Raw genomic sequence first — 14603 nt, forward strand, 5'->3', positions numbered from 1 at the left:
TCCGCGCCGCACGGTCACCTACCGCTGCATGTCACCAATCCACCAGCGTGTCCGAAGTCGGACCCCTGGCCGGCGCCACTTCGCTTCGCTCGTGGGCGGGGCTCCGCGGAGGTGCGCCTGCGCGCCGCTGGGCACCGGTCCGGTGTTCGGGGACCTCGGGGTCCTGCTGCTCCTCGTGCTGCTGGTTCTGTTGCTGCTGTTGCTGTTGGTCGCCGGAGGAGTCGGGGCCGAGGTCTGGGCCCTGGGCGGTCTGGAAGTCGCCTACGGCCGGCCGGCCGTAGGCGCCGGGTCGCTCACCCTCGGCGAGCTCCGGCGCGAGCACCCAGGTGTCCTTCGAGCCGCCGCCCTGGCTGGAGTTGACCACCAGGCTGCCCCTGGGCAGCGCGACCCGGGTGAGCCCACCCGGCAGCACCCAGATCCGGTTGCCGTCGTTGACGGCGAACGGCCGCAGGTCGATGTGGCGTGGGCCGAGCCGGTCACTGGACAGCGTCGGCGACGTCGACAGCCGCACCACGCGCTGCGCGATCCAGCCGCGCGGGTCGGCGATCACCTGCGCGCGCAGCGTCGCGAGCTCCTCGTCGGTGGCCTGCGGCCCGATGACGATGCCCTTGCCGCCCGAACCGTCGACCGGCTTGATGACGAGCTCGTCGAGGTGGTCGAGCACGTGGGCGCGCTGGTCGGGATCCTCGACCCGGTACGTGTCGACGTTGGGCAGCACCGGCTCCTCGCCGAGGTAGTACCGGATCAGCTCGGGGACGTAGGTGTACATGAGCTTGTCGTCGGCGACGCCGTTGCCGACGCCGTTGGCGATCGTGACCCGCCCGGCGCGCGCGGCGTTGACGAGCCCCGCGCAGCCGACGACCGACTCGGGCCGGAACTGCAGCGGATCGAGCCAGTCGTCGTCGACCCGGCGGTAGATGACGTGCACCGGCTGCTCGCCCTCGGTGGTGCGCATCGTCACCCGGTTGTTGCGGACCAGCAGGTCGCGGCCCTCGACCAGCTCGACGCCCATCTGCCGGGCGAGCAGCGCGTGCTCGAAGTAGGCCGCGTTGTAGATGCCGGGGGTGAGCACGACGACGGTCGGGTCGGCCACCTCGGGTGGTGCCGCGGCCCGCAGCGCGTGCAGCAGATGGGAGGCGTAGTCGGCGACCGGGCGGACCCGGTGGGTGGCGAACAGCTCCGGGAACACCCTGGTCATCGCACGGCGGTTCTCGATGACGTAGCTGACCCCGCTCGGGACCCGGACGTTGTCCTCGAGCACCCGGAACTGGCCCTGCTCGTCGCGGATCAGGTCGATGCCGGAGACGTGGCAGCGCACCCCGTTGGGCGGGTCGATGCCGTGCGCGGCCCGGTGGAAGTGCGAGCTGGACATCACCAGCCGGCGCGGCAGGATGCCCTCCTCGAGGACCTCGGCGCGGCCGTAGACGTCGGCGAGGAACGCCTCCAGCGCGCGCACGCGCTGGACCACGCCACGCTCGATGGTGTCCCACTCCGGGCCCGACAGCAGCCGGGGAACCAGGTCCAGCGGGAAGGGGCGCTCCTCCCCGAACAGGATGAACGTGATGCCCGCGTCCCGGAACGCCCGGTCGAGCGCCGCCTTGCGGGCCGCCAGGTCACCACTGCTCAGCGGCCGCAACGCGTCGTACAGCGCCGCATACACCTCTCGAGGCGTGTCAGCAGCCTCGAACACCTCGTCCCAAGCGGCGGTGGCCTGCACCTCCGCCGGATATCCCTCGAACAGGTCCGCCACGGCCGCAGCGTAGGGCGCGGATGTTTCCACGACATAACCAACCGACCGATCCCGCTGGTGACCACTCCCACTCCATCAGCACACGGGATATCCACCCAGGGAACACCACGCACCGGTTACGTCCGCGCACCCACTCCCAGCCCGAAGGAAGATCGGCCCCGGCCCGACAGACCGGCCCGGAACCACCTGTCGGGGCGAGGCGCTGGGCGCGCTCGCCCCGTGTCGGGCGCTGGGCGCCCTCCTCGCGTGGTTCCGGGCCCTGGCATATGGCGGTGGTATGACTGGGACCGGGCTGACGAGGTGGCTGGGTGGGTATTGCGCCAATGCGCGGTCACCAGCTGTGGCTGGACATCCGAGCCCATGGGATGTCTGTCGGGCGCGCCGGCCCTACCCGGGCTCCCGGGTAGGGCCGGCGCGTGAGAGGCTGGGCGGCACGACGCCCGGGTGTATGCGGGGCACGGCCCGGTGTCGCCGTTGGGTGCTGTGCCCGGGGCCGGACGCCGCGGCCTCGCGTGGCCGATGCCGCCCGGCGCACCGGGCTCGGCCCCCGAACGACCGCCGTTTCCCAGCCGCCCTGGCCCTGATCTCGACCTGAAAGGCCCGCTTACGCCATGACGACGCTGTTGGTGACCGGTGCCGCTGGGTTCATCGGTTCGAACTTCGTGCGCTACTGGCGCACCTGGCACCCGACCGACCGGATCATCGCGCTCGACGCGCTCACCTACGCCGGCCTGCGCGAGAACCTCGCCGACGTGCTCGGCGCCCCGGCGGCGGCCGGCGAGGGCGAGGCGACGTTCGTCCACGGCGACATCCGGGACCGGGAGCTCATTGAGGGGCTACTGCGCGAGTACAAGGTCGACACGGTGGTCAACTTCGCCGCCGAGTCACACAACAGCCTGGCGATCCTGCGGCCCGGCGACTTCTTCTCCACCAACGTGATGGGCACCCAGGCCCTGCTGGAGGCGGCCCGCACGGTGGGCGTCGACCGGTTCCACCAGATCTCCACCTGCGAGGTCTACGGCGACCTGGACCTCGACGATCCGGGGGCCTTCACCGAGGACTCGCCCTACCTGCCGCGCACCCCCTACAACGCGGCCAAGGCCGGCAGCGACCACGCGGTGCGCTCCTACGGCTACACCTACGGCCTGCCGATCACCATCACGAACTGCTCGAACAACTACGGGCCGTACCAGTTCCCGGAGAAGGTCATCCCGCTGTTCATCACCCGGGCACTACGGGGCGAGCCGCTGCCGCTGTACGCGTCCACGAAGAACCGGCGCGAGTGGCTGCACGTAACCGACCACTGCCGGGCGATCGACGCGGTGCTCGAGCGCGGCCGGGTCGGCGAGACCTACCACGTCGGCAGCGGCGTCGAGGCCGACATCGAGACCATCGCCGACACGATCCTCGCCGGGCTCGGCCTGCCCGACACGCTCAAGACGATCGTCCCGGACCGCCCGTCGCACGACCGCCGCTACCTGCTCGACTCCGGCAAGCTGCGCGCGGAGCTGGGCTGGGCTCCGCAGATCGACTTCACCGACGGCATGCGCTCGACGATCGCCTGGTACCGCGACAACGAGTCCTGGTGGAGCCCACTCATCGGCCGCTCCCCCGTCCAGGAAACCGCCTGGGTCGATCCCGTGGCCGGACGCTCCGCGCCCGCCACCGGGCACCGACTGTCGGGGCGAGACGCTGGACGCGCTCGCCCCGTGTCGGGCGCTGAGCGCCCTCCCCGCATGGTACCGGGCCCAGGCATATGACGGTGGTAGAGCTGGGACCGGGCTGACGCGGTGGCTGGGTAGGCACTGCGCCAATGCGCCGTCACCAGCTGTGGCTGGACATCCGAGCCCACGGGATGCCTGTCGGGGCGAGGCGCTGGACGCGCTCGCCCCGTGTCGGGCGCTGAGCGCCCTCCCCGCGTGGTACCGGGCCCTGGCATATGACGGTGGTAGAGCTGGGTCCCAGCTTGACGAGGTGGCTGGCAGACCTCCCAGATCGGCTTCGCCGATCCGGCAGGGACCCCGGGCGCAGCGCTGATGCGCCGTCACGGGTGGTGGTTGGGTTGGGTGCTTCGGCTGCTGAGTGAGCGATGTTCGTGCCGGGGTCTACTGAGGGCCATTCGCCGGTCGGTTCCGGGACGGACATCGAAATGCCAGCTCAACGACCTCGACAAGGGCGTGTGTGGTCACGCCTCGCGCACTAGGCTTCTGGATGTGCCGGAATCGCCTGAGCGGTCGATATGAGGAGTCCTGGGCCTCGGGTGCTCGGCCTGGTACTCGCCGGCGGCAAGGGGACGCGGCTCGCGCCCCTCACAGATGACCGGGCGAAGCCCGCGGTGCCGTTCGGCGGGCTGTACCGGCTGATCGACTTCGCGCTGTCCAACCTGGTCAACGCCGGCTACCTGCGGATCGCGGTCCTCACCCAGTACAAGAGTCACAGCCTCGACCGGCACATCACCACCACCTGGCGGATGAGCACCCTGCTGGGCAACTACATCACCCCGGTACCAGCGCAGCAGCGCCTCGGCCCGCAGTGGTTCGCCGGCAGCGCGGACGCCATCCATCAGTCGCTCAACCTGGTTCATGACGAGTCCCCGGACATCGTGGTCGTCTTCGGCGCGGACCACGTCTACCGGATGGACCCGCGCCAGATGGTCGCCCAGCACATCGAGACCGGCGCCGGGGTGACGGTCGCCGCGCTGCGGGTGCCGCGCGCGGAGGCCCAGGGGCTCGGCGTCATCCGGCCGGCGGCCGACGGCCGCACGATCGACGAGTTCCTCGAGAAGCCGACGGACCCGCCGGGGCTCGCCGACTCGCCCGACGAGACGTTCGCGTCGATGGGCAACTACGTCTTCTCGACGAAGGTGCTCCTGGACGCCCTGCACGCCGACGCCACCGACCCGGACAGCGTGCACGACATGGGCGGCGACATCATCCCGATGCTCGTCAACCAGGGCGTGGCCGGTGTCTACGACTTCAGCGAGAACGAGGTGCCGGGCGCCAAGGAGCGCGACCGGGGCTACTGGCGGGACGTGGGAACGATCGACGCCTACTTCGACGCCCACATGGACCTGTGCACGCTCGACCCGGTGTTCAACCTGTACAACCCGCACTGGCCGATCCTGACCAGCGTGCCGTCGCTGCCGCCGGCGAAGTTCGTCCGGGACGCCCCTGGCCGCACCGGCATGGCGGTGGACAGCATCGTGAGCAACGGGGTGATCGTCTCCGGTGGCCTGCTGCGCCGCTCGGTCCTGTCCCCCGGCGTGCGGGTGAACTCCTGGGCCCGGGTGGAGAACGCGGTGGTCATGAACAACACCGTGGTCGGCCGGCGGGCGGTCGTGCGGGACGCGATCCTCGACAAGAACGTCGTCGTCCCGCCCGGCGCCCAGGTGGGCGTCGACAAGGAGCATGACCGGGCCCGCGGATACACAGTCAGCGCCGACGGCATCACCGTCGTCGGCAAGGGCGTCACCGTCGAGTAGGCCGGCCGTTTCGCCCTCGTCCGGCACCAACTCAGCAAAAGGACCACGTGGGATGCGCGTCGCGCTGCTGACCAGGGAGTACCCGCCGAACGTCTACGGCGGCGCCGGCGTGCACGTCGAATACCTGGCACGCGAGCTCGCCCGCCTGGTCGACCTGACCGTCCACTGCGAGGGCGACCCGAAGGCGGACGACCCGGTCGGCTCGTCGCCCAGCGCCGGCGACCCGGTCCAGGTGGTGCGGCGTCATCGGCCGTGGGCCGAGCTGGACGGCGCGAACGACGCCCTTCGCACGTTCTCGCTGGACCTGTCCATGGCAGGCGCGGCGACCGTCGATCTGGGCGGCGTCGATCTCGTCCACTCGCACACCTGGTACACGAACCTGGGCGGGCACCTGGCGGCGATGCTCGCCGGGGTGCCGCACGTGCTGACGTCGCACTCGCTGGAGCCCCGCCGGCCGTGGAAGGCCGAGCAGCTCGGCGGCGGCTACCGGCTGTCGTCCTGGGCCGAGAAGACCGCGATCGAGGCCGCGTCCGCCGTCGTCGCCGTGAGCGCCGGCATGAGGACGGACATCCTGGACGCCTACCCCGGGGTCGACCCAGCGAAGGTCCACGTCATCCGCAACGGGATCGACACCGACGAGTACTCCCCCGACCTGGGCACCGACGTGCTGGAGCGGCACGGCGTCGACCCGGACCGCCCGTCGGTGGTCTTCGTCGGCCGGATCACCCGGCAGAAGGGCGTACCCGTTCTGCTGCGCGCGGCGGCGGAGCTGAATCCGCGTGCCCAGCTGGTCCTGTGCGCCGGTGCCCCCGACACCCCCGAGCTGCTCGCGGAGGTGACCGAGCTGGTCGACGCCCTCCACGCCCGCCGCGACGGCGTCATCTGGATCTCCGGAATGCTCCAGAAGCCCGAGGTCATCCAGCTGCTCTCGCACGCCTCGCTGTTCGCCTGCCCGTCGGTCTACGAGCCGCTCGGCATCGTCAACCTGGAGGCCATGGCCTGCGGCGCGGCGGTCGTCGCCTCCCGCGTCGGCGGCATCCCCGAGGTCGTCGACGACGGCGTCACCGGCCTCCTCGTCCCCCCGGACGACCCGCCGGCGCTGGCCGCCGCCATGAACGAGCTCCTGGCCGACCCCGCCCGCGCCCGCGCCATGGGCCGGGCCGGCCGCGACCGCGCCGTCACCGAGTTCGGCTGGCCCGCCGTGGCCCGCCAGACCGCCCGCCTCTACGAGTCCCTCGTCGCCGGCTAACACCGCCGGCCAGCACCACCGACTGGCGGCAGTGGCAGTGGCAGTGGCCAACCAAAAGAGCCCAGGTCCTCTTGGACCTGGGCTCTTCAACCGCCGGGGGCGATGACCCTCCGCCTCGTAGTTCTTACCTACTTGGCTTCGGGCTCGTCCTCGACGGCACCAGTTGTATACCTCCAGCACCGACCCACAAACACACGGTTACAAGATTTTTTCGCACCTCAGAAGGCGACCATCTCGCGAAGCCACTCGCTCAGCCCGGCGATCTCACTCGCCGACGCGTTACCCAGCGGCGTTGACCGCACGAACCGCAGCGTCGAGACGGCCGTGATCTCCTCCGTGCGAGCCCAGCTGGGCTGCTTCAGACCGGCACCACGCCATAGATCGCACCAATAGCGGCGATCAGACGTTGAAGCCGAGGGCTCGGAGCTGTTCGCGGCCGTCTTCGGTGATCTTGTCGGGACCCCACGGGGGCATCCAGACCCAGTTGATCGTGATGTCGGTGGCCAGGGAGTCCGGGCCGTCGACGAGCGCGGTGCGGGCCTGGTCCTCGATCACGTCGGTGAGCGGGCAGGCGGCCGACGTCAGCGTCATGTCCAGGGTGACGGCGTTGTCGTCGGCCACGGTGATCCCGTAGACGAGGCCGAGGTCGACGACGTTGATACCGAGCTCGGGGTCGACGACGTCGCGCATCGCCTCCTCGATGTCCTCGATCGTCGACCTGTCCACCGGCGGAACCGTGAGCCGCGACTGCTCGGCGGGCACCTCGGCCGCGGCGGGCGCCGTCGACGTGACGGCCTCCGGAAGCGGCGCGTCCTCGGCGAGAGCGGTATCGGATGGAGCGGTGCTGTCGGTCACTGTGCCTCCGGTTCGCTCCGTCGCTTCACTCGCTCCGCGGCCGTCCTCGTACCTCGGACGACCACTCCGCTCGCTCACTCCTGCGCTCACGCTTGCTTCTCCTGCTCGGGAACGGAGCCGGCTTCCAGCGGACGGGATGCCACGGCGGCGGCGCCGGCGGGGGACCCGTCGACGACCTGGGCGGTGGCGTCCTTCCAGGCCATCCAGCCCAGCAGCGCGCACTTGACGCGGGCCGGGTACTTCGACACGCCGGCGAACGCGACCGCGTCCTCGAGGACGTCCTCGTCCGGCTCGACGGTGCCGCGGGACTGCATGAGCGCCAGGAACTCGCGTTCCAGCGTCATCGCGTCCTCGACACTGCGGCCGATGACCAGGTCGGTCATCACGCTCGCGGACGCCTGGCTGATCGAGCAGCCCTCGCCCTCGTAGGAGACGTCCGCGACCGTGTCGTCGACGATCTTCACCCGCACCGTGACCTCGTCGCCGCAGGTCGGGTTGACGTGGTGCACCTCGGCGTCGAACGGCTCGCGCAGCCCGCGGTGGTGCGGGTTGCGGTAATGGTCCAGGATGATCTCCTGGTACATCGAGTCCAGCTTCACGCTCCGAAGAACCTCCGCACCCCGGCCAGACCTTCCACCAGCGCGTCGATCTCGCCGGTGGTGGTGTACAGGTGGAATGAAGCCCGGGTCGTCGCGGGAACGCCGTAGCGCAGGCACACCGGCCGGGCACAGTGGTGGCCGACGCGGACGGCGATCCCCTGCTCGTCGAGGACCTGGCCGACGTCGTGCGGGTGGATCGGCCGCCCGTCCTTGCCCGCGAGCAGGAACGAGATGGCGCCACCCCGGTCGACGGGCTCGGCCGGGCCGATGATCCGCAGCCCCGGCACCTCGACGAGCCGCTCCAGCGCGTAGGCGGTGAGCGCGTGCTCGTGCGCGGCGACGGCGGCCATCCCGGCCCCGCCCGCCAGCCCCGTCAGGTAGTCGACGGCGGTGCCGAGCCCGACCGCCTGGGCGATCATCGGGGTGCCGGCCTCGAACCGGTGCGGCGGCGGGGCGTAGGTGCTCTCCTCCATCGTCACCAGCTCGATCATCTCGCCGCCGCCGAGGAACGGCGGCATGACTTCGAGCAGTTCCCGGCGCCCCCACAGCACGCCGATGCCGGTCGGGCCGCACATCTTGTGCCCGGTGAAGGCGAAGAAGTCGACGCCGAGCCTGGCCACGTCGACCGGCAGGTGCGGGACCGACTGGGAGCCGTCGGCCACGGTCAGCGCACCGACCTCGCGGGCGCGGGCGGCGATCGTCTCCACCGGGTTGACGGTGCCAAGGATGTTCGACTGGTGGACGAACGAGACGACCTTCGTCCGGGGGTTGATCACCTCGTCCAGGTTGGACAGGTCGAGCCGGCCGTCATCGGTCAGGCCGAGCCAGCGCAGCGTCGCGCCGGTGCGCTGGCAGAGCATCTGCCAGGGCACCAGGTTCGAGTGGTGCTCCATCTCGGTGATGACGACCTCGTCGCCCGGGCCGAGCCGGAAGCGCTCGGCCTCCGCGCCGAAGGCGGCCGCGTTGCTGAACGCGTAGGCGACGAGGTTGAGCGCCTCGGAGGAGTTCTTGGTGAAGACGACCTCGTGCCGATCGGGCGCGCCGATGAACGCGGCGACCTTGTCGCGGGCGGCCTCGTAGAGCGCGGTCGCCTCCTCGGCGAGCGCGTGGATACCGCGGTGCACGTTGGCGTTGTGCAGCTCGTAGTACTCACGCTCGGCGTCGAGCACCGCGCGCGGCTTCTGCGACGTCGCCGCGCTGTCGAGATAGACCAGCGGCTTGTCGCCGTGCACGACCCGGTCGAGGATCGGGAAGTCCTTGCGGACCAGCTCTACGTCGAACTCAGGGATGCCAGCCATCTCGCTCACGCCGCCTCGCTGAACTTGACGTACTTGTCGTAGCCGCCTTCTTCCAGCGTGGCCGCGAGCTCCGGGCCGCCCTCATCGACGATCTTCCCGCCGGCCATGACGTGTACGAATTCCGGCTGCACGTAGCGCAGGATCCGGGTGTAGTGCGTGATCAGCAACGTGCCGGTCTCGCCGGCCGCGCGGACCGTGTTGATCCCGGCGGAGACGACCCGCAGGGCGTCGACGTCGAGGCCGGAGTCGGTCTCGTCGAGGATCGCGATCTTCGGCTTGAGCAGCGTCATCTGCAGGATCTCGTGGCGCTTCTTCTCACCGCCGGAGAAGCCCTCGTTCACGCCGCGCTCGGCGAACGCCGGGTCCACCTCGAGGTCCTTCATCGCCTCCTTGACCTCCTTGATCCACAGCCGCAGCTTCGGGGCTTCGCCCCGGACGGCCGTGGCGGAGGTACGCAGGAAGTTGGAGACGGAGACGCCGGGCACCTCGACCGGGTACTGCATGGCCAGGAAGATGCCGGCGCGGGCGCGCGCGTCGACGCTCATCGCGAGCACGTCCTCGCCGTCCAGCGTGATCGAGCCCTCGGTCACCGTGTACTTCGGGTGGCCGGCGATCGAGTAGGACAGCGTCGACTTGCCGGAGCCGTTCGGCCCCATGATCGCGTGCGTCTCGCCCTTGCGGACGGTCAGGTCGACGCCCTTCAGGATCTCGCGCGGGCCCTCGCCGTCCGTCTCCACGGTGACGTGCAGGTTCTGGATCTCCAAGGTCGACACCGGTCAGGTCCTCACTTAAGGCTCGCGGCGGCCGGGCCCAAGGAGGTGCGAAAATGCTCCTCCTTCGCGCCTCCGGCGGCCTTGTCGGGATCGAGGTCGACATATACGTCGCCGCTCTCGATGGTCACGGGGTAGGTGGGCACCGGGTCGGTGGCCGGGAGGCAGGTCGGCTTGCCGCTCTCCAGGTCGAACTGGGAGCCGTGCAGCCAGCACTCGATCTTCCCGTCCTCGACCTCGCCGTCCGACAGCTGGACGTCCTGGTGCGAGCACTCATCCCGGATCGCGAACACCCGCCCGCCGGAGCGCACCACGCACACCGGCGTCGGCTCGTCCTCACCCTCGACATCCAGCTCGACGCCCAGCGCCGCCTCCTCGGCGAGGTCGTCGAGCGCACACACTCGCTGCCGACTCACGAGCCCACCGCCGCCAGCTCGGCGTCGACGGCGGCGGTCACCCGGGCGCGGAGCGACTCGATGCCGACCCGGTCGAGCACCTCGCCGAAGAAGCCGCGCACGACCAGCCGGCGCGCCTCGTCGGCCGGGATCCCCCGGGTCATCAGATAGAACAGCACCTCGTCGTCGAACCTGCCCGTCGCGCTGGCATGGCCCGCGCCGGCGACCTCACCGGTGAGAATCTCCAGGTTCGGCACCGAGTCGGCCCGCGCCCCGTCGGTCAGCACCAGGTTGCGGTTGATCTCGTACGTGTCGGTGCCGACGGCGTCCGCGCCGATGAGCACGTCGCCGATCCACACCGAGTGCGCGCCCGCGCCTCGCAGGGCGCCCTTGTAGGTCACCCTGCTGCGGCAGTTGCGCTCCTGGTGGGTGACCAGCAGGCGGTGCTCCTGGTGCTGGCCGGCGTCCGTGAAGAACAGCCCGGCCAGCTCGGCGTCCCCGCCGGGGCCGCGGTAGTCGACCGTCGGGTTGAGCCGCACCAGCTGTCCGCCCAGCGTGATGTGGGTGGCGCGCAGTTTCGCGTCCCGGCCGAGCGAGAAGGCGTGCGCCCCGGCGTGCACCGCGTCGTCGTCCCAGTCCTGCAGCGAGACGAACGTGACGGACGCGCCGTGGCCGACGTACACCTCGACGTTGCCGGCGTACTTCGCCGTGCCCGTGTGGTCAAGCACCACGGTTGCGCGCGCGAACGGGCCGACCTCGATCGCCAGGTGGCTGTAACAGACCACGCCTTCGCCCCGCAACGCCACCATGACCGGCTCGGTCAGCTCGGCCTCGGCCGGGACCGTGACGGCGACGGCGCCGCCGGCCCGCACGGTCGCGAACGCCGCGACCCGGTCGACCGGGGTGAGCACCCGGCCGACGCGCGGGTCGCCCGAGTCCACGAACTCGACCTCGACGCCCTCCGGCGCCGCGACCGAGATGTCGATCTTCCCGTCGGGCTCCTGGCCGGCGATCAGCGGCTTGAGCGGGCGCAGCGGGGTGAACCGCCAGGCCTCCTCCCGACCGGTCGGGACGGGGTGGGCCTCGGGGTCACGGGACCGGACCGGGGCGCTCGGCGCCGGCACGGCCGGTGGGCGCCCGGTCGCGTCGATGACTGGCATCAGCCGACAGCGCCTTCCATCTGCAGCTCGATCAGCCGGTTCAGCTCGAGCGCGTACTCCATCGGCAGCTCTCGGGCGATCGGCTCGACGAAGCCGCGCACGATCATCGCCATGGCCTCGTCCTCGCCCAGGCCCCGGCTCATCAGGTAGAAGAGCTGGTCCTCGCCGACCTTCGAGACGCTTGCCTCGTGGCCGATCGACGCGTCGTCCTCGCGGACGTCGACATAGGGATAGGTGTCGGACCGGCTGACGGCGTCGACGAGCAGCGCGTCGCACTTCACGGTCGACTTCGACTGCGTCGCGCCTTCGTGGATCTGCACCAGGCCGCGGTACGACGTCCGGCCGCCGCCGCGGGCCACCGACTTGGAGATGATCTGCGACGACGTGCGCGGTGCCGCGTGCACCATCTTGGCGCCCGCGTCCTGGTGCTGGCCCTCGCCGGCGAACGCGATCGAGAGCACCTCGCCGCGGGCGCGCTCACCGAGCAGCCACACCGCCGGGTACTTCATCGTCACCTTGGAGCCGATGTTGCCGTCGATCCACTCCATCGTGCCGCCCTCCTGGCAGGCGGCCCGCTTGGTGACCAGGTTGTAGACGTTGTTCGACCAGTTCTGGATGGTCGTGTAGCGGCAGCGCGCGTTCTTCTTGACGACGATCTCGACGACCGCGGAGTGCAGCGAGTCGGACGAGTAGACCGGCGCGGTGCAGCCCTCGACGTAGTGCACGTAGGCACCCTCGTCGACGATGATCAGGGTCCGCTCGAACTGGCCCATGTTCTCGGTGTTGATCCGGAAGTAGGCCTGCAGCGGGATCTCGACGTGCACGCCCGGCGGGACGTAGATGAACGAGCCGCCCGACCAGACGGCGGTGTTCAGCGCGGCGAACTTGTTGTCGCCGACCGGGATCACCGAGCCGAAGTACTCCTTGAAGATCTCCGGGTACTCGCGCAGGCCGCTGTCGGTGTCGAGGAAGATGACGCCCTGCTCCTCGAGGTCCTCACGGATCTTGTGGTAAACGACCTCGGACTCATACTGGGCGGCGACGCCGGAGATGAGGCGCTGCTTCTCCGCCTCCGGGATGCCAAGCTTGTCGTAGGTGTCCTTGATGTCGGCGGGCAGGTCGTCCCAGGAATCCGCCTGCTTCTCGGTGGAGCGGACGAAGTACTTGATGTTGTCGAAGTGGATGCCGGAAAGGTCCGCGCCCCACGTCGGCATCGGCTTGCGCTCGAAGAGCTTCAGACCCTTCATCCGCAGGTCGGTCATCCACGACGGCTCGGACTTCTTCGCCGAGATACCGCGGACCACCGTCTCGGACAGGCCACGCTCGACGTCGTCGGCATAGGCGTCGGCGTCGGCCCAGCCGAACTTGTACGAGCCAAGCCCTTCGAGGGCGGTCTCGGCAGAGGTAGTCATGTCGTTATGATCCTCACGGGCACGGGAGAGTTCCTCGTCGGCACCGAGGACCCGGTGCCGGTAGCGGTCTTGCCGGGGACGTGCGTCGTGCAGACACCGTCGCCGTGGGCGATGGTGGCAAGCCGTTGGACGTGGCTGTCCAGTAACCGGGACAGCGCCGCCGTCTCCGCGTCACACAGCGCGGGGAAACGCTCGGCGACGTGCTGGACCGGGCAGTGGTGCTGGCAGATCTGGGTACCGCTGGGCACCTCGGAGACGCTGGCCGTGTAACCGGCGTCGGTCATCGCCGCCGCGAGCGCCGCGGGACGGTCCTCCTCCGGCACACCCTCGACCGCGGCGGCGAGCAGGGACTCCAGCTCCCGGCCGCGCCGCTCGGCGAACGCGGCGACCGCGCCGCCGCCCGCGACCTCGTCGAGAAACCGCAGCGCACCGGCCGCGAGGTCGGAGTACGCCGTTGGGCCGGCCTCGTCGTGCCCCGCGTCGGTCAACGCGTAGTGTCGGGCCGGGCGCCCCCGGCCCCGCGGGCCACGGGCGTGCACGGTGGTGGGTGTGATGATCCCGTCGGCGACCATCGCGTCGAGGTGGCGACGCACCGCCGCCGGTGACAGGTCGAGCTGGCGGGCGAGGTCCGCGGCGGTCGAAGGCCCAGCCTCCAGCAGGATGCGCACGACTCGATCCCGGGTGCGCCCATCGGCACCCGCCGACGAGACCACGGCACCCGAGTGCGGGTCGAGGTCCTGCTGGGATTTCACAACACCAGTGTGCCCTATTTACCAGCCATCGTCGAACCGGCTGCCCCACGCTGTGATCCGTCAGTCTCTCCCCCGGCCGGGCGTGCTCCCTTACCGTCCAGACCACCCTGCGGGCGGCTCGGACGCGAAGTGCACACTGGCACGATGCGGATGCAACGGGTCATGCCGACACGTTCGGGCCTTCCGAGCAAAGCGGCGCGACGGGTAGCCGCGCTGGTGGGAGCCCTGCTGCTGGCCGGCGTCATGGCCGGATGCGGCGGAGGCGGGCCGAAGAACAACGGGCTCGACAAGGACCCGGCGCCCCGGGTCGGCAGCCGGGCGCTCGACGCGTTCCGCCACGCCGACAGCGTCCGGGTGATCGGGCGGCTCTCCAGCGGCAGCACCGAGAGCGGCGACTCCACCTGGGACCTGCGGATGGTGGGGACGACCACCAGCGGCACGTTCACCAGCGGAAGCCACAAGATCGATGTCGTCAAGTCCGGTGCCGACACCTACATCCGCGGTGACCAGGGCTACTACCAGGAGATCGGCGAGAGCGACGCCTCCTCCCTGCTCGCCGGCCGGTGGGTGCGGCTCACCCCGGCCCAGGCGGACAAGTACCGCTTCCTCACCGTCGAGGGCCTCGCCCTCTCCCTCACCGAGTACCTCAACAGCCTGTCCGGCAACGTCACCGCCACCACATTCGCCGGCCGCGACGCCGTCCTGGTGAAGGGCGGCTCCGGCGTCACCCTGTACGCCGCCACGACCGGCGACCCGGTCCCACTGCGGATCGACGTCGTCGGCGGCGAGAACAGCCGCATCGAGTTCAGCGACTACGGCTCGGCCACCACCGCCGCGGTCCCGGGCGACGCCGTCGACCTCGCCAGCTTCGGCTAACCAAGG

General features: G+C 70.5%; 13 protein-coding genes. 4 read left to right on the top strand and 9 right to left on the bottom strand.

Annotated elements, in window-relative coordinates:
* Positions 1-31 precede the first annotated feature (31 nt).
* On the bottom strand, positions 32-1750 hold the full coding sequence (locus BCD48_RS04725; RefSeq protein WP_198543079.1) for a circularly permuted type 2 ATP-grasp protein: 1719 nt from the start codon (positions 1748-1750) through the stop codon (positions 32-34).
* Between the two features lie 611 nt (positions 1751-2361).
* Between BCD48_RS04725 and rfbB the strand changes: the two genes are divergently transcribed.
* From rfbB to glgA, 3 genes are all read left to right on the top strand, one after another.
* On the top strand, positions 2362-3510 hold the full coding sequence (gene rfbB / locus BCD48_RS04730; RefSeq protein WP_241841511.1) for a dTDP-glucose 4,6-dehydratase: 1149 nt from the start codon (positions 2362-2364) through the stop codon (positions 3508-3510).
* A gap of 479 nt (positions 3511-3989) precedes the next feature.
* Positions 3990-5231 carry a glucose-1-phosphate adenylyltransferase gene (gene glgC, locus BCD48_RS04735; RefSeq protein ID WP_071047002.1) on the top strand — a complete coding sequence of 414 codons (1242 nt, stop codon included), beginning with the start codon at positions 3990-3992 and terminating at the stop codon, positions 5229-5231.
* Between the two features lie 52 nt (positions 5232-5283).
* The gene (gene glgA / locus BCD48_RS04740) at positions 5284-6480 is read left to right on the top strand and encodes a glycogen synthase (protein ID WP_071047003.1); all 1197 of its coding nucleotides are present in this window, start codon (positions 5284-5286) and stop codon (positions 6478-6480) included.
* A 399-nt stretch (positions 6481-6879) separates the two neighbouring features.
* Here glgA and BCD48_RS04750 read toward each other — a convergent pair whose 3' ends face one another.
* From BCD48_RS04750 to BCD48_RS04785, 8 genes are all read right to left on the bottom strand, one after another.
* Positions 6880-7335, bottom strand: coding sequence for a metal-sulfur cluster assembly factor (locus BCD48_RS04750; protein ID WP_071047004.1), 456 nt, complete (start codon positions 7333-7335; stop codon positions 6880-6882).
* A gap of 86 nt (positions 7336-7421) precedes the next feature.
* Positions 7422-7934, bottom strand: coding sequence for a Fe-S cluster assembly sulfur transfer protein SufU (sufU, locus tag BCD48_RS04755; RefSeq protein WP_071047005.1), 513 nt, complete (start codon positions 7932-7934; stop codon positions 7422-7424).
* Positions 7931-9232: a cysteine desulfurase gene (locus BCD48_RS04760; RefSeq protein ID WP_071047018.1), complete on the bottom strand. Its 1302-nt coding sequence runs from the start codon at positions 9230-9232 to the stop codon at positions 7931-7933. Before BCD48_RS04760 ends, sufU begins: the two co-directional genes overlap by 4 nt.
* A 5-nt stretch (positions 9233-9237) precedes the next feature.
* Positions 9238-10005, bottom strand: a complete 768-nt coding sequence (sufC, locus tag BCD48_RS04765) for a Fe-S cluster assembly ATPase SufC (RefSeq protein ID WP_071047006.1) — start codon at positions 10003-10005, stop codon at positions 9238-9240.
* Between the two features lie 11 nt (positions 10006-10016).
* A complete protein-coding gene (locus BCD48_RS04770; RefSeq protein ID WP_241841512.1) occupies positions 10017-10418 on the bottom strand; it encodes a non-heme iron oxygenase ferredoxin subunit in 402 nt (133 codons plus the stop codon).
* Positions 10415-11557 (bottom strand): Fe-S cluster assembly protein SufD, encoded by a 1143-nt coding sequence (gene sufD, locus BCD48_RS04775; RefSeq protein ID WP_071047007.1) that lies wholly within the window; start codon positions 11555-11557, stop codon positions 10415-10417. The genes BCD48_RS04770 and sufD overlap by 4 nt, the downstream gene beginning before the upstream one ends.
* Complete coding sequence (gene sufB / locus BCD48_RS04780) at positions 11557-12969, bottom strand: Fe-S cluster assembly protein SufB (protein ID WP_071047008.1); 1413 nt, start codon at positions 12967-12969, stop codon at positions 11557-11559. Before sufB ends, sufD begins: the two co-directional genes overlap by 1 nt.
* Positions 12966-13721 (bottom strand): helix-turn-helix transcriptional regulator, encoded by a 756-nt coding sequence (locus tag BCD48_RS04785; protein ID WP_083418180.1) that lies wholly within the window; start codon positions 13719-13721, stop codon positions 12966-12968. The genes sufB and BCD48_RS04785 overlap by 4 nt, the downstream gene beginning before the upstream one ends.
* A 162-nt stretch (positions 13722-13883) precedes the next feature.
* On the opposite strand from BCD48_RS04785, the gene BCD48_RS04790 reads away from it, so the two are divergent.
* On the top strand, positions 13884-14597 hold the full coding sequence (locus BCD48_RS04790; RefSeq protein ID WP_071047019.1) for a hypothetical protein: 714 nt from the start codon (positions 13884-13886) through the stop codon (positions 14595-14597).
* The last annotated feature ends 6 nt before the right edge of the window (positions 14598-14603 follow it).

Origin of the sequence: Pseudofrankia coriaricola (assembly GCF_001854805.1) — a bacterium.
In the GTDB taxonomy this organism is placed as follows: domain Bacteria; phylum Actinomycetota; class Actinomycetes; order Frankiales; family Frankiaceae; genus Pseudofrankia.